Here is a 17063-nt window from a genome sequence, read left to right on the forward strand (position 1 = left end):
GTTAGGGTGTGAGGTGCCGGCCGGCGCCGGATCCACGGCGAGCGAAGGAGGCACGGGTGGCGAACTCCCCCTCGGGCGACTCCGCGCTGGACCGCCTCGTGCGGATCCTGACCTCCTTCGATGCCGCCCACCCCGGCCTCTCGATCGGCGCGCTCGCCCGTCGCGCGGACATCCCGCGCGCCACGACCTACCGGCTCGTCGACGAACTCGTCGAGCACGGGCTCCTGGCCCGGGAGCCGGACGGATCGGTGCGGCTCGGGCTGCGGCTCTGGGAGCTCTCCAACCGCGCGTCCCCGGCGCGCGACCTGCGCCAGGTCGCCCTGCCGTACATGGAGGACATCAACCAGCTGCTGCGCCACAACACGCAGCTGGCCGTGCTGCACGAGGACGAGGTGCTGATCGTCGAGCGGCTCTCCCGCCCCGGCGCGGCCGTGAACCAGGCGCGCGTCGCGGGCCGCATGCCGGTGCTGCGCACCTCGATGGGCATGGCCCTGCTGGCCTTCTCCCCGCCGCACGCCGCGGACGGGTTCATCGAGCGCCACGCCGACGAGGTCGCGGCGCGCCACCCGGACATCCGCCGCGAGCTGGCCCGGATCCGGCTCGCCGGCCACGCCACGTTCGACGGCTTCATCGACGAGGACACGACCGGGGCGGCGGTCCCCATCCTCGACGGCCGCGGGCAGGCCGTCGCCGTCCTCGCCGTCGTCGTGCCCCGCGGCTCCGAGCTGCTGCCGGCGGCCGTCATGGCGCTGCGCACCGCCGCCCGCGGCATCGCGCGCGAGCTGTCCGGGGAACGCTAGGCGCCGCCCTCGTCCGCCGCGGCGAAGTACGCGTCGACCGCGTCGTCCAGCACGGCCGCGACGGGCCAGGCACCCTCGCTGCTGTTGCCCAGCACGCTCGCGGTGATGCGCGCCGCGGGGAGGTGGGTCGAGCGGAAGGAGGCCCCGGCGTCGTACCCCTCGAGCACGAGCGCGGGGTGCCGGGCGTGCAGGAAGAACCCCATCCCGGCCCGCAGCCCCTCTTCCGGCACGTCGTGGCGGGGCCGGGTCATCTCCTGGACCGTCGCGGGCGAGACGATCCGCCCCTCGACGACGGCGAGCCAGAAGCGGTGCAGATCCGCAGCGGTCGTGAACGCCCCGCCGTCGCCGTTGCCGAGCACGGGCAGGTGCAGGGTGTTCACGACGTCGCCCTCGTCATAGACGTAGCCGTACGCCGCGTCGGCCGGCAGGGCGTTGAGCGGAGGGAAGCCCGTCCGCTCCAGGCCCGCCGGATCCAGGACGAGCCGGCGGATCAGCGAGTGGTAGCCCTCGCCCCCGACGCGCTCGAGGAGCACGGCCAGGACCATGTAGCCGCCGTTGCAATAGGTGAAGCGCTCCCCCGGCGCGGACGCCTGCGGGTAGCCGTCGAGCAGGGGCAGGAACGCGGCCGCGCTCGTGAGCGTGTGCACGGGGGCGCTCAGCACGAAGTCGTCGACGTCCCAGTCCGCCTCCTCGTCGAGGTAGTCACCGATCCCGGACGTGTGGGTGAGCAGGTGCTCGACCGTGACGGCGTCGTCGATGAGCGGCAGGTCATCGCCGAGGAGCTCCCGCACGCGCTGGTCCAGGCGGAGCCGGCCGCCCTCGACGAGCCGCATGACGGCCAGGGCCGTGAACGCCTTGCTACCGCTCGCGATCCCGATCCGGGCGTCGGCCGTCATCGGCACGCCGAGCGCGCGGTGGAGGTGGCCGGCGCAGCGCTCGAGCGTGCGCACGCCGCCCTCGTCGACGGCGACGACGCCCGTGAAGGAGTTCCTGGCGATGGCCGCCTCGAGGGCGGCGGGATCGACGTGCATCACGGCCTCCTGCCGGCGCTGGTGGTGCGGACTCTACCCCGGGAGGGGCGGCGGGCACAGTGACGGATGCCGGGCCGTCGTCCCAATCAATGAGACCGTCCGGGACGGGCCGGGGTGGCCCGGGACACACTGGTTGCGGGCCGCCGCGGCGCATCGAGGCACCGCCGGCCCCCGAAGACTTTCCAGGAGGCCCACGCCATGGCGGCACCACGCACCACGCTGACGACGCGCGTCGGCATCGTCGGCGGCGGACCGGCGGGGCTCATGCTCTCCCACCTGCTCTCCCGCGCCGGGATCGAGAACGTCGTCGTCGAGTCCCGGGAGCGCGACGACATCGCCACGACCCACCGGGCCGGCATCCTCGAATCCGGTTCCGTGCGGCTGCTCGCCGAATCCGGCGTCGGGGGGCGCGTCCTGGACCAGGGCGACGAACACGCCGGGATCGACCTGCGTTTCAACGGCGAGTCCCACCCGCTGGACTTCAAGGACCTCGTCGACGCGACCGTGACCCTCTACGCCCAGAACGAGGTCTTCGCGGACCTCGCCGCGGCCCGGGAGCGCGACGGCGGCGACGTCCGCTACGGCGCCCGGGTCACCGCCCTGTTCGATCTGGAGTCCACGGCCCCGTCCCTGCACTTCACCGACCGCGACGGGGCGGAGTTCGAGCTCCGCTGCGACGTCGTCGTCGGCGCCGACGGCTCCCGGAGCTTCTGCCGCCGCGCCATCCCGCACGCCTGCGACTTCAAGGCCGAATACCCCTTCGCCTGGTTCGGCATCCTCACCGAGGCCCCCAAGAGCGCCCCGGAACTGGTCTACGCCAACTCGCCCCACGGCTTCGCCCTGATCAGCCAGCGCAGCGAGACCGTGCAGCGCATGTACTTCCAATGCGATCCGGGCGAGGACGTCGACGCCTGGAGCGAGGACCGCATCTGGTCCGAGCTGCAGCGCCGCGTCGACGGCCCCGACGGCTTCGAGCTGAAGACCGGCCCCATCTTCGACAAGACCGTGCTCGGCTTCCGCTCCTACGTCCGCGAACCGCTCGGCCACGGCCGCCTGTTCCTGGCCGGCGACGCCGGGCACACCGTGCCCCCGACCGGCGCCAAGGGACTGAACCTGGCCCTCGCCGACGTCGAGGTGCTCTTCGAGGCCCTCGACTCCTTCTACTCCACCGGCAACGACGCGCTGCTGGCGGCCTACTCGGACACCGCCCTACGGCGGGTCTGGAAGGCGCAGAACTTCTCCGCGTGGATGACCAACATGCTGCACACCCCCGCCGGGGGAGATCCGTTCGCGGCCAAGCGCGCGCTCGGCGAGCTCGAGACCGTCACGTCCTCCCGCTTCGGCCGGCAGTACCTGGCCGAGTCCTACACCGGCTGGCCCCACGCCCCGGCGTCGTCCTCCCGCTAGACCACCACCCACCACACCAAGCACCCCACCCGAAAGGAGCGCTCGATGGCCACCACCGACACCGGCAACGAGACGTTCGCGAACAGCCACGTGCTGGACCCGGCCGCCTCGACGGCCTCGCAGGAGCAGATCAACGAGGAGATCTCCGCCCTCCACGGCGCCTACCGCGATTCCGTCGCGGCGGGCGGCGAAGAGGAGACGCAGCCGCGGATCGACTTCGCCCCGTACCGCAGCTCCCTGCTGCGCCACCCGACCAAGAGCCTGCACCACGCCGACCCGGAGACGATCGAGCTCCACAGCCCGGCGTTCGGCCAGCGCGACGTGCACGTCCTCGAATCGGACCTGACCATCCAGCACAACGGCGAGCCGATCGGCGAGCGCATCGTCGTCACGGGCCGCGTCCTCGACGGCGACGGCCGCCCGGTCCGCAACCAGCTGATCGAGGTCTGGCAGGCCAACGCCGCGGGCCGCTACGTGCACAAGCGGGACCAGCACCCGGCCCCGATCGACCCGAACTTCACGGGCGTGGGCCGTGCCATCACGGGCGAGAACGGCGAGTACACGTTCACGACCATCAAGCCGGCCCCGTACCCGTGGAAGAACCACCACAACGCGTGGCGCCCGGCGCACATCCACTTCTCGCTCTTCGGCACCGACTTCACGCAGCGCATGATCACCCAGATGTACTTCCCGGGCGATCCGCTGTTCAGCCTGGACCCGATCTACCAGTCGATCCAGGACCAGAAGGCCCGCGACCGGCTCGTGGCCGTCTACGACCACTCGGTGACGAGCCACGAATGGGCCACCGGATACCGCTGGGACATCGTGCTCACGGGCAGCAACCGCACCTGGATGGAAGACGAAGAGGGGGACCACTAGAGATGGCACAGGCACCTGAACTGAAGCTCGTTCCGACGCCGGGGCAGACCGTGGGCCCGTTCTTCGGCTACGCCCTGCCCTTCGAGAAGGGCGGCGAGCTGCTGCACCCGGGCCACCCGCGCGCGGTACGCCTCTACGGCGACGTCACCGACGGCAACGGCGATCCGATCCCGGACGCGCTGCTGGAGATCTGGCAGGCGGACGAGGACGGCAACGTCCCGGCCGAGACCGGATCGCTGGTCCGCGACGGCTATACCTTCACCGGCTGGGGCCGCGTCCCCGTGGACAACCTGGGCCGCTACACCTTCACCACGGTCAACCCGGGGCCGAGCGAGCCCGGCAAGGCGCCGTTCATCCTGCTCACCGTGTTCGCGCGCGGCCTGATGAACCGCCTGTTCACGCGGATCTACCTGCCGGAGGACGCCAAGGCCCTCGCGGCCGACCCCCTGCTCTCCTCGCTCGACGACGCCGCCCGGGACAGCCTGATCGCCACGCGCGAGGCGGACGGGAGCCTGCGCTTCGACGTGCGCCTGCAGGGCGAGGGCGAGACGGCGTTCCTGCAGTACCCGCGGCTGTCCTAGCCCGGAGCCGGGACGCCGTTGACACTGCTAGCTTGTGGAGCATGATGACCAGTACCGACTACGGACTGCTGAACCCCGCCTGGGCGGGCACCGCCGTCGCCGCGGCGACGGATGACGCCGCGCTGGTCCAGGCGCTCCTCGACGTCGAGGCCGCATGGGTCGCGGTGCTCGAGGACGCGGGGCTCTGCCCGGCGGGGACCGCCGACGCGGTGGACGCGGCGGCCGACGCCTCGCTCTACGACGCGGCGTCGCTCGCGGCGCGCACGGCCGACGGCGGCAACGTCCTCATCCCCCTCCTCGGGGACCTGCGGGCGGAACTGAAGGCGGCCGGAGCTCCGGGCGCCGCGGCCGTTGTCCACCGCGGCGCCACGAGCCAGGACATCATCGACACCGCGCTCATGCTGCTCGCCGTCCGCGCGGGCGGGGTGCTGCGGGCGGACGTCCGGCGCTCCGCGGACGCCCTCGCGCGGCTCGCGGACGCGCACCGCGGCACGCTGTGCGTCGCGCGCTCGCTCACCCAGCACGCCCTGCCGGGCACGTTCGGGCTGCGGGCCGCGAACTGGCTGTCCGGCGTCGTGGAGGCGGGGCGGCGGCTCGAGTCCGCGCTCGACGCGGCGCCGCTGCAGTGGGGCGGGGCCGTGGGGACGCTCGCCTCGCTGACGGACTCGCTCGCGTCCGCGGGGTACGACGCCGGGGCCCGGGTCCCGGAGCTGACCGGCGCCCTGGCGGCGCAGCTGGGCCTCGCGGATCCGGGCGCGCCGTGGCACACGAACCGGCTCCCGCTGACGGGGCTCGGCGCCTCGCTCGCGGATGTGTGCGCGGCGGCCGGCAAGGTGGCCGCCGACGTCCTGCTGCTGGCCCGGCCCGAGCTCGCCGAGCTCACCGAACCCCGCGAGGCCGGCAAGGGCGGCTCCTCGGCCATGCCGCAGAAGCAGAACCCCGTGCTCTCGGTGCTCATCAAGCAGGCCGCGCTCGCCGCGCCGCAGCACGCCGCCCAGCTGTTCCTCGCCGCCGGCACCGCGGTGGACGAGCGCCCCGACGGCGCCTGGCACGCCGAGTGGGCCGCGCTGCGCGAGCTGCTGCGACTGGCCGGCGGGTCCGCCGCGAAGCTCGCCTCCCTCGCCGAGGGCCTCGGCGTCCACCCCGAGGCCATGGCGCGCAACGCGGCCCTGTCCGGGGACCTCCTCGTCTCCGAACGGCTCATGGCGCGGCTCGCCCCCGCCCTCGGGAAGGGGGACGCGGCCGCGGGCAAGGCCCGGATCCAGGCCGCCGTGCGGGACTCCCTCGGCGGCGGGGGCGAACTGCGGGAGCTGCTACGGGCCGGACTCCCGGACGGGGCGATGGATCCCGCGGACTTCGACGCGCTCTTCCACCCGTCCGGCTACCTCGGCCAGGCGGACGCCTTCATCGACGCCGCCCTGGCACGCCACCGACACCTCCGGAAGGAATCATGACCGCACCACGGCTGCGCACCACCCACCTGAACCCGATCGCCGGCGGCGACCCGTCCGGCGCGCCCTCCGGCAGGCCCGCCCTGGTCCTGGGCCCCTCGCTCGGCACGGGGGCCGTGGCGCTGTGGGGGCCGATCGCGCCCCTGCTCGCCCCGCACTTCGAGCTCTTCGCGTGGGACCTGCCGGGCCACGGCGGGGCCGCGCCGAGCACGGAGCCCTTCACGCTCGCCGAGCTCGCCTCCGCCGTCGTCGCCGCGGCCGGGGCGCTGCGGGAAGAGGGGCGGATCGATCCCGCGCTCCCCGTCCACTACGCCGGGGTTTCCATCGGCGGTGCCACGGGCGTGCAGCTCGGGCACGACCACCCGGGCTTCTTCTCCCGGATCTCCGTCATCTGCTCCGCCGCGAAGATCGGCACGCCCGAGGCCTGGACAGAGCGCGCGGAGCTCGTCGCGCAGGCCGGGACGCCGACCATGGTGGTCGGATCGGCGCAGCGCTGGTTCGCCCCCGGTTTCATCGAGGCGAACCCCGTGGTCTCCACCAACCTCCTGCACACCCTGCAGGACGCGGACCGCTTCTCCTATGCCCACGCGTGCGGGGCCCTCGCCGGCTACGACCTGCGCGACGGGCTCGGTGCCATCACCGATCCGCTGCTCGCGATCGCCGGCGCGCACGACTCCGTCTGCCCGCCCGCCGACGCCGAGGCCCTGGCGGCCGGCGTCGCGGACGGACGCTCCGCCGTCGTACCCTCCGCCGCCCACCTGGCACCGGCCGAGGATCCCGAGGCGACCGCCCGACTGCTCATCGACTTCTTCACCCAGGAGGACCCCCGTGGCTGAATCGACCCGCCTGCCCGGCGACCCGTACGACGACGGCATGGTGGTGCGCCGCCAGGTCCTCGGCGACGCCCACGTCGACCGCGCGAACGCCAACACGAGCCCTTTCACCGAGGAGTTCCAGGAGATGATCACCCGCTACGCGTGGGGCACCATCTGGACCCGCCCGGGGCTCGAGCGCACGACGCGCTCGGCGATCACCCTGACCGCGATGATCGCCGGCGGCTACTGGGAGGAGCTCGAGATGCACGTCCACGCCGCCCTGCGCAACGGCATGAGCCCCGATGAGATCAAGGAGGTGTTCCTGCAATCGGCCATCTACTGCTCGGTGCCGGCGGCGAACGTGGCCTTCAAGATCGGGCAGAAGGTCCTGGCCGAGTACGAGGACTGAGCCCGGGGCCCGGGCACCGGCGGCGGGAGCGAACCGTGCGGTAGCGTCGTGGGCATGAGCGAGCACGTCCTGACGAGCACCGGAGCCGGCCTGGGCCTGATCACCCTGAACCGGCCCGAGAAGATCAATGCCCTGACCCGCCCGATGGTGGCCGCGGTCGGCGCGGCCCTGGACGCCTGGCGGGAGGACCCCGCGGTGCGGATCGTCGTGCTGCGCGGCGCCGGCGAGCGCGGCTTCTGCGCCGGCGGCGACATCAAGGGCTTCTACGAGTCCATCGTCGCGGACCGCCACCAGGACTTCCTGGACTTCCTGGCCGAGGAATTCGCGGTGGACCACGCGATCGCCACCTACCCGAAGCCCGTCGTCGCGTTCATGGACGGGCTGTGCATGGGCGGCGGCGTTGGCCTGGCCGGGCACGCCTCCGTCCGGATCGTCACGCCGCGCTCGAAGGTCGGCATGCCGGAGACGCGGATCGGCTACTCCCCCGACGTCGGCGGCACGCACCTCCTGGGGTTGGCGCCCGGACACCTCGGCGAGTACTTCGCCCTGACGGCCGGGACGATGGGCGCCGCGGACGCGATCCACGCCGGCTTCGCCGACTTCTGCGTCGCCGAGGACGCGCTCGGGGACGTCCTGGACGCGCTGCCGGATCTCGCGGGGCTGCCCGCGGAGGACCTCGCGGCGGCCCTCGAAGTCATGCACGGATCCCCGGCGCCCGCGGACACGGGGACCTCGCTCCTGGCGCAGCCGTGGATCGACGCCGCCTTCGCCGGGCGCACCGTCGCGGACATCCTCGCCTCGCTGGATTCGCTTCCCCACCGCGGCGCCGCGGACGCGGCCCGGGCCGTCCGATCGGTGTCCCCGCTCGCGGCCGAGACGGCGCTGCAGGCGGTCCGCGCCGCCCGCGCGGCCGACCACCTGCCGGAGGCGTTCGACCGCGAGCTGCGGCTCGCCGCGTTCCTCATGGACCATCCGGACCTGCCCGAGGGGATCCGCGCCCAGGTGATCGACAAGGACCGCAACCCGCACTGGTCCCCCGCCGACCCGGCGGACGTGGACCGCGAGGCGATCTCCGGCGTCGTCCTCGGCGCGGCCGCGGACGGCTAGGCCCCGCGCGCGTTGTAGACCGTCGCGGTCCCCGATTGCGTGAGGCGGCGGAACTCGCCGAAGACGCCGAGGGACTCCTCGCGCAGGATCCCGCCGCGCACCGCGATGCCGCGGGCCTCGAGCTCGGCCTCCCAGCGCGCGGGGATCGGCCCCTCGTCGAAGCCCGTGAGCGCCTCCACCTCGCCGCTTCCGACGGCGTACTCGAGCTCGCGGACGCCGGACCAGATCACGGCGCCGAGGCACATCAGGCAGGGCTGGGCGTTGGTGGTCAGCGTGCGCCGGGCCCCGTCGGCCCCGAGGTCGCGCGCCCCCGCTGCCGCGTGGGCGAGCTGCAACGCGACCACCTCGGCGTGCATCGCGGACAGTCCCGTGTCCATCACGAGGTTCACCCCGGCCGAGACCACACGGTGCTCCGGCCCCTCCGTCACGAGGGCGCCGAACGGACCGCCGTCGCCCTCGGCGATCGTGCGGGCGGCGAGGCGGCTGGCGAGCCGGATGCGGTCCTCGGGATCGGGCAGCAGCTCCGGGATCGCCTCGAGCTCCCGGCGCAGCCAGCCGGGGGCCTCGAGACGGAACGACGCCGGGAGGCCGGCTCCCGCGCGGGCCGGATCCACGGTGCCGGTCCCGTCCGTCGCCGCTCCGTCCGTCGTCGTCATCGCCGCTCCCCTCGCCGTAGGGATCCAGCGTAGCCGCGGCGCGGCCTACGGGACAGGGCCCCGAAGGCGGTCACGTGGTCCTCCTCATCGGCTCCTGCTCGGGAAGCGCCGCGATCAGTTCGCCGACCAGCGGGTTCCAGGGACGCGACGCCGGACCGCTGAGCACCAGGGTCCGTTCCACCGTCGGCACGAGCGGCCGCATGCACAACGACGCCGGAAGCATCCCCTCGCCGAGGCTCGGGATGATGGCGACGCCGATGCCCTCCTGGACCATGCTCATGATGGTCGCGAGCTCCCGGACCCGCTGGCTCGTCTCGAACGGCAGGCCCGCGAGCGCGTGGATGCGGCGCAACTGGCCCTCGCAACCGCCCTGGCCCGCGATCAGCCCGTCCTGCAGGAGCTCGTCGATCGGCATCGACGGCTCGTCGGCCAGCGGGTGGTCGCGGCGCACGATCGCCCGCATCTCGTCGACGGCGACCACGCGGGACCCCGGCGGGGTGGAGGCGGGGTCGATCAGGATCGCGGCGTCGACCATGCCGGACTCGAGCCAGTCCGGCAGCTCGTCGTCGTCGCCCTCGAAGATGCTGACCTCCACTTCCGGCAGCCGGGCCTTCCAGAGGCCCATGAGCCCGGGGACGAGACCCTGGCACGCGGTGGCGACGGCGCCGAGCCGCACGCAGCCGCGGACCTTGCCGGAGCCGGCGTCGATGCTGCCCTGGAGCGCCTCGAGGGCGGCGAGGGCCGAGCGGGCGTGGGGCAGGAGCTCGGAGGCGAGCCGGGTGGGGCGGTTGCCGCGGTCGCGGTCCAGGAGCGGGGCGCCGATCGCCTTCTCCCAGGACTTGAGCGTGTGGGAGACGGAGGACTGGCTGACGCCGAGCTTCTCGGCCGCGGCGGTGAAGGAGCCGTGGTCGACGACGGCCGCCAGCGCGCGGAGCTGGGGCAGGGTCACTGTCATGAGTGCAGCATATACCCGCTTGAAGCCAATGTATTTGATTCATGCAGCGTCCGGACGGATGCTGGAGCGAGCGGCCCGGCTCACGTTCCCGGCCCGGCCCCCGTCTACGGGGAAGACACCCAGGAGGACACCATGGACACGCTGCGCAGGATCTCGCTCCCGCTGGCCTTCGCCGCGCTCGCGCTCGTCTGGGGCTCGAGCTTCCTCTTCATGAAGGTCGCGGCCGAGGGCCTCACCGCCGGACAGATCGCCGCCGGCCGCCTGGTCCTCGGCGCGCTCACCCTGCGCGTGCTCATGGTCGTCACCGAGCGCGCCTGGCCGCGGGACCGCCGCTTCTGGGGGCACATGGCGGTGACCGCGCTGTTCCTGTGCGCCGTCCCGTTCCTGCTCTTCGCGTGGGCGGCCCCGCACATCCCCTCGGGGCTGTCCTCGATCTTCAACGCGAGCACGCCGATCATGGCCGCGCTCTTCACCGCGGCGATCCTGCCCACCGAGCGGCTCGGCCGGCGCGGGGCCTCGGGCGTGGCGCTCGGCGCCGCCGGCGTGGTGGTCGTCGTCGGCCCGTGGACCCTCGCGGCCACGGCGGGCGCCGCGCTTGAAGCCCAGCTCGCCTGCCTCGGCGCCACCGCCTGCTACGGCTTCGGAACCGCCTACCTGCGCCGCTTCGTCGCCGGCCGGCACCACCACGACGCCCTGACGGTCTCGACCGTGCAGGTCAGCCTCGCGGCGGCCGCCGCGCTCGTGCTGATGCCCCTGACGGGCTGGGCGCCGATGCGGTTCGACGCGCCCATCCTCGCCTCGCTCGCGGCGCTCGGGATCCTGGGCACGGGGATCGCCTACATCTGGTTCACCCTGGTGGTCACCGCGTGGGGCGCCGTCGCGGCCTCGACCGTGACCTACCTGACCCCGCTCGTCGGCGTGTTGCTCGGCGTGGCCGTCCTCGGCGAGACGCTCGCCTGGCACCACCCCGTCGGCGGGGCGATGATCCTCGCCGGCATCATCGTGGCCCAGTCGCGTCGGGCCCGCCCCGCGGGAAGGACGGCCGAACCGGCCCCTCGGACCGTCACCCTGCTCCCGGCCGCCCTTCCGGACGGACCGCGCTCCCGGCCACGACCGGCGTCGTCCCGTGCGTCGTGTCCTTGATCTCGGTCCGCGCCGGAGCCGCCACCCGCGCGCCCGGGACGCCGTCCGGCGTCGTACCCGGCGCGGGCTCGAGCGGCTCCATCCAGGGGATCGGGGCGTGCTCGCCGAAGTGGTCCGCGTCCGCCTCCTCCCAGTCCAGTGCCCACCCGCGCGGCGGCTCCTCGAGGAGCTCGCCGGGCCGGATCCAGTGGTACACCGCCGCGTAGCTGCGCGTCGTCAGGTGGTCCACGCGGCGCCGGAGCATCCGCGGGCTCAGCCGGGCCGGGTCCGTCACGCCCATGGACGCCATGATCTGCGCCGCCTCCTGGACCGTGAGCTTGTGGTAGTTGTGCACGCGGTTGCCCTTGTCCTCGACGTCGAGGGCGCGCATGAGGCGCTTGTCCTGCGTCGCGACCCCCACGGGGCACTCGTTCGTGTGGCACTTCTGGGCCTGGATGCAGCCCGTGGCCATCATCATCGCGCGGGCGCTCATCGTGAAGTCCGCACCCTGGATGAGGCGCTTGACGATGTCGCTGCCCGTGGCGACCTTCCCGGCCGCGCCGATCCGGATCCGGCTCCGCAGCCCCGTGCCGACGAGCGCGTTGTGGACGAGCATGAGCCCCTCGGTCAGCGGCGTGCCCACGTAGTCCTCGTACTCGAGCGGGGCGGCGCCCGTGCCGCCCTCCGAGCCGTCGACGATGACGTAGTCCGGCGCGATCCCGGTCTCCAGCATCGCCTTGCACATCGCCAGCACGTCCGTGCGCGAGCCCACGCAGAACTTGTAGCCGATCGGCTTGCCGCCCGAGAGCTCCCGCAGCCGGCCGACGAACTCCATGAGCTCCCGGGGCGTGTGGAACGCGGAGTGCGAGGCCGGGGAGACGCAGTCCACGCCCATCGGGATCTCACGGGCCGCCGCGATCTCCGGGGTGATCTTCGCGGCCGGCAGCACGCCGCCGAGACCGGGCTTGGCGCCCTGGCTGAGCTTGATGGTGATGCCCTTGACGCGCTCGTGGGCGGCCTTCGCGGCGAAGCGCTCCGGATCGAACCGCCCGTCCTCGTCGCGGCAGCCGAAGTACCCCGAGCCGACCTCCCAGAACAGGTCGGCCCCGTAGGCGAGGTGGTGCTCCGTGAGCCCGCCCTCGCCCGTCTCGTGGATGAAGCCGCCGAGCGCCGCGCCCTTGTTCATGGCCAGCACGGCGTTCTTCGAGAGCGAGCCGAAGCTCATGGAGGAGACGTTCATGAGGGAGATCGCGTAGGGCTGCCGGCAGTCCGGTCCCCCGATCACCACGCGCGGCGGGTCCGCGGGCGGCGGGACGGGCGCGGTCGAGTGCAGGAGGTACTCGTAGCCGAGCTCGTTCACGTCCCGCTCCGTGCCGAACGCCTTGTGGCTGTCCGCGCCCTTGGCGCGGGCGTAGACGAGCGAGCGCGTGTCGCGGTCGAACGGCTTGCCGTCGTAGTTGCGCTCGATGAAGTACTGCTGGATCTCGGGGCGGATCGACTCGAGCAGGTAGCGCATGCGGCCCAGGACCGGGAAGTTGCGCAGGATCGCGTGCTTGGTCTGCAGGGTGTCGTGGATGCCGAGGGCCAGCAGGGCCAGCACGACGCCGGCCATCGCCCACCAGCCCGCGGAACCGAAGGACGCCGCCACGACCGTGGCGAATCCCAGCAGGGACAACAGGGCGAGGATCAGGAAGCGCACCATGGACGCGAGCCTACCGCGCCGTAGCCCGTCCGCGGAGCCGTTCCGGCGGCTCTCATTCCGGCCTCATCTTCCCGTGCGAGGCTGGTGCCATGCAGACACACCACGGCACCCCGTCCCCCGCCCGACGCGCCGCCGCCCTGCTGGCTGCGGCCCCGATCCTGCTCACCGCCGCGTGCGCCGCCGGCCCCGGGGCGACGTCCCCCGAAGACGCGGCGGATCCCTCCGGCGCGGCCCCGGCGTCGGACTCCTCCCCCGCGTCCGCGGAGCAGACCGGCCCGAGCGGCACCCCCGACGCGAGCATCCCGGCGAACGAGACCATGACGGGGCTGAGCAACGAGCGCGGGGTCGCGATCGGCCGGCTCGGCGAGGAGATGCGCTTCGAGGACGGGGACGGGAAGGCGGTCGCGGGCGTGACCGTCGAACGGATGCGGGTGGTCGACTCCTGCCCCGACGGCACCGCGCCGGAGAACGGGCACTTCCTCGTCCTGGACCTCGACGCCTGGCACGACGACGCCGCCGGTTCCCGCCCGATCCGGCTCGCCGCGGACCAGTGGTCCTACTACTCGCCCGAGGGCGAGCGCTCCGACGCCGCGCTGGACACCGACGCGGCCCGTTCCTGCGACATCGGCGACGACTTCGAGGGCCCCGACGGCGAGGACTTCGAGGACGAGAGGATCAACGACGAGCTGGGCCCGGACGACGACGACGAGGACGGCTTCCTCGTGCTCGACGTCCCGGCCGCCGAGGGCTCCGTGGTGCTCACAGACCTCGACGAGGAGGCCGTCGACTGGCCGTTCCCGCAGTAGGACGGAGCGTGCGCAGCGGGGCCGGGGTGGTGATTCCATCCCGGCCCCCGGTGCTTTCCGGGCGGCGCGGGGCCCGGAAATCCGCGGGAGAACGGGGAGGGGCTTGCAAAGTTACCTTCCAGTAGGTTCAATGTAACCTAGGTCACACCAACCCGGGATGGCCGCCGCCGCCACGCGGCCGGCCGTCCTTGCGCTCCAAGCGCGGGCCCCACCCCGTCCCGCGCAGCTCCACCCCCACCGGCCGCGCTTCGGCGCGCCCGAAAACAGCCCGGGCAGCGCCGCCCGGCTCCCCCAAGGAGACCCATGAACGCACACCACGCCGCCAAACAGCACCGGCTGATGCACACTGTCGTCACCGTGCTCCTGGCCCTCTTCCTCATCGCGGCCCTCGCCTTCTACGCCCTGTTCAGCGGCCAGCTCGCCAACGGCGCCGCCCAGCTCAACGCGGGCATGGGCCAGGCGCAGGACGGGATCGGCGAGCTCGAGTCCGGGGCAGGCCGGGCCGCCGCCGGCGCGTCCACCCTGGCCGGGGGCGCCGCGGAACTGAACGCGGGCGCCGCGAAGCTCGCGGACGGCACGGGCACCGCCCACCGTGGGGCCCAGGACCTCTCCGAGGGCGCGGGTGCCCTCGCCGAGGGCACGACGACCCTCTCCGACGGCGCCTACCGGGCCGCCGAGGGCGCCGCGAGGCTCGCGGACGGAGGACAGGCGCTCGGCACGGGCGTGTCCAAGGTCGCCGCCGGCGCGGGCCGCGCGGACGCCGCCGCGAAGAAGCTCGACGCGGGGGCCGCCCGCCTGGCCACCGGCGCCGCCTCGGCCCGGGAAGGCGCCTCGAAGCTCGACGCCGGGGCCTCCGAGCTCAGCGAGGGCACCGGCGAGCTCGCGGACGGCGCGGGCCGGATCGACGAGGGCGTCGGCCGGGTCGACGCCGGGGCCGCCTCCCTCGCGCAGGGCGGCCGGGAGCTCGGCGACGGGGCCGGGCAGCTCAAGGACGGAGCCGGCCGGCTCGCCGACGGCGCCTCGCAGGTCGACGCCGGTGCGGCCCGCCTCGCCGACGGCGCGCAGGCCGCCGCCGAGGGCGCCGGGACGCTCGCCGACGGCGCCGCGCGCGTGGACGAGGGAGCGCAGAAGCTCGGCGCCGGCGTCGAGACCGCGAAGGCCGGTTCCGGCCAGCTGAAGGAGGGCCTCGGCACGCTGTCCGCCGGGATCGGCCAGGCCTCGACGGGGGCCGGGGAGCTCGCGGCCGGCTCGAAGGAACTCAAGGCCGGGACCGCGGCCGCCCTGGACGGCGCGCGCCAGCTCGCCGCCGGCGCGTCCGAGGCCGGGCCGGGAGCGCAGCGCCTGAGCGACGGCGCCGCGCAGGTGGGTGCCGGCACCGAGGAGCTCCTCCAGTTCGCGAAGGACAATCCTCTCGTGCCGATCGGCGTGCTCCTGTCCAAGCTCGAGCAGCTGAACTCCGGCGCCGGCCAGGTCGCCGACGGCGCCGCGCAGCTCGCCGAGGGCAGCGGACGCCTGCAGGCGGGCACCGCCCAGCTCGCCGCGGGCCTCGAAGAGGTCGACGGCGGGGCCGCGCGGCTCGCGGCCGGGTCCGGCGAGCTCTCGGCGGGGCTGAAGAAGCTCGACGCCGGCGGCGCGGACGCGGCGAAGGGCGCCGGGGCGCTCGACGCCGGACTCTCCCAGATCCAGGCCGGCTTCGCGGGCGACGGGGACAAGAACCCGGGACTGCTCGCGGGGACCGCCCAGCTCGCCGAGGGCTCGACCCGGCTCGCGGCCGGCAACGGCGAACTGGCCGACGGGGCCGGGAAGCTGCGCGAGGGCGCCGGGGCGCTCGGTACCGGGGCCGGCGAGCTCGCGGCCGGAACGGACCGCCTGGCCGAGGGCGCGGGACGGCTCGCCGACGGCGCGGGCCAGCTCAAGGCCGGTACCGGTGAGCTGAAGACCGGCACGGGGGCGCTCGTCGAGGGCACGGACCGCCTCCAGGCCGGCGCGGGGCGCCTGGCCGCCGGGGCCGGCGAGCTCGCCGAGGGCAACGGGAAGATCGCCGACGGCGCCGGGACGCTGCGGGCCGGCACCTCGGAGCTCGCGTCGAAGACGCCGGACCTGAAGAAGGGCGCGGACACCGCCGCGGCGGGGGCGCTCAAGCTGCGCGACGGCGCCTACACCCTGCACGAGGGCAACGCGAAGCTCCACGAGGGAGCGCTCAAGCTCAAGGACGGGGCCGGACGGCTCGCCGACGGCTCGGGCCGGCTCGAGGACGGCCTCGCGAAGCTCGACGCGGGCGCCGGGGACCTGGCGGACGGGACGACGCGGCTCCAGGCCGGGGCCGGCGACCTCGCCGAGGGCAACCAGGCCCTCGCCGACGGGACCTCCCGCCTCGCGAGCGGCTCCACCGAGCTGGCCTCCGGCACCGAACGGCTCGAGGGATCCACGCGCGCGGCCGCGGTGACGGAGTCGCCCACGGGCCTCGTGCTGCTGGTCCCGCTCGCGCTCCTGGCCATCCCGCTCGTGCTCATGCTGCGGGCGCGCAGCCACCTGCGCCGCAAGGCCGCCTGACACGGAGGTCCAACGCGGGGCGGCGGCTCAGCCCAGGAGGGCGGCCGCCTCGCGGTCCAGGACGACCGTCACGCGCGGGTGGCGCTGCACGATCGACGCCGGGAAGTCCTCGGTCACGGGACCCTGCAGCGCGCGGCGCACGGCCTCGGCCTTGCGGGCGCCGTGGGCGATGAGGAGCAGGTGGCGGGCCTCCATGATCGTCGCGATGCCCTGCGTGATGCACTCCGTGGGCACCTCGTCGAGGCCGTCGAAGAAGCGCGCGTTGTCCCGGCGCGTGCTCTCGGCGAGCGGCACGACCCGCGTCCGCGAGTCGAAGGCGGACGGCGGCTCGTTGAAGCCGATGTGCCCGTTGGATCCCACGCCGAGGATCTGCACGTCCACGCCCCCGGCGGCGGCGATCGCCGCGTCGTAGTCGTCCGCGCGGCGCTCGTGCTCGGCGTGGTCGGCCCCGTGCGGGTCCGGGGTCCGCACGCGCGCCGGGTCCAGGCCCAGCCGCTCGACGACCTCGGTGCGGATGACCTCGGCATAGGACTGGGGGTGCCCGTCGGGCAGGCCGATGTACTCGTCGAGGGCGAACCCGGACACCTCGGAGAAGTCCGCCCCGGACGCGGCGAGCGCGGCGTAGAGCGGCAGCGGCGAGGAGCCCGTCGCGAGGCCGAGCACGGCGGCGGGCGAGGCGGCGACGGCGTCGAGGACGACGCGGGCGGCGAGGCGTCCCGCCTCCGCGGCGTCCTCGGCGACGATCACCTCGGGGGCGCGGTGCCGCGGGCGGGGGGTGTTCACGGTGGT

Annotated in this window: 16 protein-coding genes; 11 read left to right on the top strand and 5 right to left on the bottom strand. The window is 74.3% G+C overall.

Going from position 1 to position 17063, the window contains the following annotated elements; all coding sequences use genetic code 11:
* The first annotated feature begins 56 nt into the window (after window positions 1–56).
* Window positions 57–800, top strand: coding sequence for an IclR family transcriptional regulator (locus ACQ3I4_RS06315; RefSeq protein ID WP_329862064.1), 744 nt, complete (start codon window positions 57–59; stop codon window positions 798–800).
* Here ACQ3I4_RS06315 and ACQ3I4_RS06320 read toward each other — a convergent pair.
* Entirely contained in the window at window positions 797–1831 is a 1035-nt protein-coding gene (locus tag ACQ3I4_RS06320) for a serine hydrolase domain-containing protein (RefSeq protein ID WP_329862065.1), read from the bottom strand. The two genes, ACQ3I4_RS06315 and ACQ3I4_RS06320, sit on opposite strands and share 4 nt — an antisense overlap.
* 198 nt (window positions 1832–2029) lie before the next feature.
* Here ACQ3I4_RS06320 and ACQ3I4_RS06325 point away from each other — a divergent pair, with 198 nt between their 5' ends.
* Genes ACQ3I4_RS06325 through ACQ3I4_RS06355 form a run of 7 tightly spaced genes read left to right on the top strand, consistent with a single transcriptional unit; the run spans window position 2030 to window position 8480 of the window.
* Entirely contained in the window at window positions 2030–3238 is a 1209-nt protein-coding gene (locus ACQ3I4_RS06325) for a 4-hydroxybenzoate 3-monooxygenase (protein ID WP_329862066.1), read from the top strand.
* A 45-nt stretch (window positions 3239–3283) separates the two neighbouring features.
* On the top strand, window positions 3284–4117 hold the full coding sequence (gene pcaH / locus ACQ3I4_RS06330) for a protocatechuate 3,4-dioxygenase subunit beta (protein WP_329862067.1): 834 nt from the start codon (window positions 3284–3286) through the stop codon (window positions 4115–4117).
* Window positions 4118–4119: 2 nt separating this feature from the next.
* On the top strand, window positions 4120–4698 hold the full coding sequence (gene pcaG, locus ACQ3I4_RS06335; protein WP_329862068.1) for a protocatechuate 3,4-dioxygenase subunit alpha: 579 nt from the start codon (window positions 4120–4122) through the stop codon (window positions 4696–4698).
* 41 nt (window positions 4699–4739) lie between these two features.
* A complete protein-coding gene (locus ACQ3I4_RS06340) occupies window positions 4740–6152 on the top strand; it encodes a lyase family protein (protein WP_329862069.1) in 1413 nt (470 codons plus the stop codon).
* Window positions 6149–6985 carry an alpha/beta fold hydrolase gene (locus ACQ3I4_RS06345; RefSeq protein ID WP_430633126.1) on the top strand — a complete coding sequence of 279 codons (837 nt, stop codon included), beginning with the start codon at window positions 6149–6151 and terminating at the stop codon, window positions 6983–6985. The genes ACQ3I4_RS06340 and ACQ3I4_RS06345 overlap by 4 nt, the downstream gene beginning before the upstream one ends.
* A gap of 37 nt (window positions 6986–7022) precedes the next feature.
* Window positions 7023–7373, top strand: a complete 351-nt coding sequence (pcaC, locus tag ACQ3I4_RS06350) for a 4-carboxymuconolactone decarboxylase (RefSeq protein ID WP_430633176.1) — start codon at window positions 7023–7025, stop codon at window positions 7371–7373.
* A gap of 54 nt (window positions 7374–7427) precedes the next feature.
* Window positions 7428–8480 (top strand): enoyl-CoA hydratase/isomerase family protein, encoded by a 1053-nt coding sequence (locus ACQ3I4_RS06355; RefSeq protein ID WP_430633127.1) that lies wholly within the window; start codon window positions 7428–7430, stop codon window positions 8478–8480.
* On the opposite strand, the gene ACQ3I4_RS06360 is transcribed toward ACQ3I4_RS06355, so the two are convergent.
* Window positions 8477–9136: a nucleoside deaminase gene (locus ACQ3I4_RS06360; protein WP_329862073.1), complete on the bottom strand. Its 660-nt coding sequence runs from the start codon at window positions 9134–9136 to the stop codon at window positions 8477–8479. The two genes, ACQ3I4_RS06355 and ACQ3I4_RS06360, sit on opposite strands and share 4 nt — an antisense overlap.
* A 70-nt stretch (window positions 9137–9206) precedes the next feature.
* Complete coding sequence (locus ACQ3I4_RS06365; protein WP_430633128.1) at window positions 9207–10091, bottom strand: LysR family transcriptional regulator; 885 nt, start codon at window positions 10089–10091, stop codon at window positions 9207–9209.
* A gap of 132 nt (window positions 10092–10223) precedes the next feature.
* Here ACQ3I4_RS06365 and ACQ3I4_RS06370 point away from each other — a divergent pair, with 132 nt between their 5' ends.
* Window positions 10224–11234 (top strand): DMT family transporter, encoded by a 1011-nt coding sequence (locus ACQ3I4_RS06370; RefSeq protein ID WP_430633129.1) that lies wholly within the window; start codon window positions 10224–10226, stop codon window positions 11232–11234.
* On the opposite strand, the gene ACQ3I4_RS06375 is transcribed toward ACQ3I4_RS06370, so the two are convergent.
* Window positions 11155–12915, bottom strand: a complete 1761-nt coding sequence (locus ACQ3I4_RS06375; protein WP_430633130.1) for an FMN-binding glutamate synthase family protein — start codon at window positions 12913–12915, stop codon at window positions 11155–11157. The genes ACQ3I4_RS06370 and ACQ3I4_RS06375 overlap by 80 nt on opposite strands.
* Window positions 12916–13004: 89 nt before the next feature.
* Between ACQ3I4_RS06375 and ACQ3I4_RS06380 the strand changes: the two genes are divergently transcribed.
* Complete coding sequence (locus ACQ3I4_RS06380; RefSeq protein ID WP_430633131.1) at window positions 13005–13721, top strand: hypothetical protein; 717 nt, start codon at window positions 13005–13007, stop codon at window positions 13719–13721.
* 303 nt (window positions 13722–14024) lie between these two features.
* Window positions 14025–16274 carry a hypothetical protein gene (locus tag ACQ3I4_RS06385; protein WP_430633132.1) on the top strand — a complete coding sequence of 750 codons (2250 nt, stop codon included), beginning with the start codon at window positions 14025–14027 and terminating at the stop codon, window positions 16272–16274.
* Between the two features lie 27 nt (window positions 16275–16301).
* Here ACQ3I4_RS06385 and ACQ3I4_RS06390 read toward each other — a convergent pair whose 3' ends face one another.
* Complete coding sequence (locus tag ACQ3I4_RS06390) at window positions 16302–17057, bottom strand: glucosamine-6-phosphate deaminase (RefSeq protein WP_329862080.1); 756 nt, start codon at window positions 17055–17057, stop codon at window positions 16302–16304.
* Window positions 17058–17063 lie beyond the last annotated feature (6 nt).

The sequence above is a fragment of the Zafaria sp. Z1313 genome, assembly GCF_050563205.1.
Lineage (GTDB): Bacteria > Actinomycetota > Actinomycetes > Actinomycetales > Micrococcaceae > JAZDCJ01.

Excerpts from the sequence above, each read along its gene's own strand:
- ACQ3I4_RS06320 (WP_329862065.1), bottom strand. The coding sequence starts at position 1,831 with ATGCACGTCGATCCCGCCGCCCTCGAGGCGGCCATCGCCAGGAACTCC.
- ACQ3I4_RS06325 (WP_329862066.1), top strand. The coding sequence starts at position 2,030 with ATGGCGGCACCACGCACCACGCTGACGACGCGCGTCGGCATCGTCGGC.
- pcaH (WP_329862067.1), top strand. The coding sequence starts at position 3,284 with ATGGCCACCACCGACACCGGCAACGAGACGTTCGCGAACAGCCACGTG.
- pcaG (WP_329862068.1), top strand. The coding sequence starts at position 4,120 with ATGGCACAGGCACCTGAACTGAAGCTCGTTCCGACGCCGGGGCAGACC.
- ACQ3I4_RS06340 (WP_329862069.1), top strand. The coding sequence starts at position 4,740 with ATGATGACCAGTACCGACTACGGACTGCTGAACCCCGCCTGGGCGGGC.
- ACQ3I4_RS06345 (WP_430633126.1), top strand. The coding sequence starts at position 6,149 with ATGACCGCACCACGGCTGCGCACCACCCACCTGAACCCGATCGCCGGC.
- pcaC (WP_430633176.1), top strand. The coding sequence starts at position 7,023 with ATGGTGGTGCGCCGCCAGGTCCTCGGCGACGCCCACGTCGACCGCGCG.
- ACQ3I4_RS06355 (WP_430633127.1), top strand. The coding sequence starts at position 7,428 with ATGAGCGAGCACGTCCTGACGAGCACCGGAGCCGGCCTGGGCCTGATC.
- ACQ3I4_RS06360 (WP_329862073.1), bottom strand. The coding sequence starts at position 9,136 with ATGACGACGACGGACGGAGCGGCGACGGACGGGACCGGCACCGTGGAT.
- ACQ3I4_RS06365 (WP_430633128.1), bottom strand. The coding sequence starts at position 10,091 with ATGACAGTGACCCTGCCCCAGCTCCGCGCGCTGGCGGCCGTCGTCGAC.
- ACQ3I4_RS06370 (WP_430633129.1), top strand. The coding sequence starts at position 10,224 with ATGGACACGCTGCGCAGGATCTCGCTCCCGCTGGCCTTCGCCGCGCTC.
- ACQ3I4_RS06375 (WP_430633130.1), bottom strand. The coding sequence starts at position 12,915 with ATGGTGCGCTTCCTGATCCTCGCCCTGTTGTCCCTGCTGGGATTCGCC.
- ACQ3I4_RS06380 (WP_430633131.1), top strand. The coding sequence starts at position 13,005 with ATGCAGACACACCACGGCACCCCGTCCCCCGCCCGACGCGCCGCCGCC.
- ACQ3I4_RS06385 (WP_430633132.1), top strand. The coding sequence starts at position 14,025 with ATGAACGCACACCACGCCGCCAAACAGCACCGGCTGATGCACACTGTC.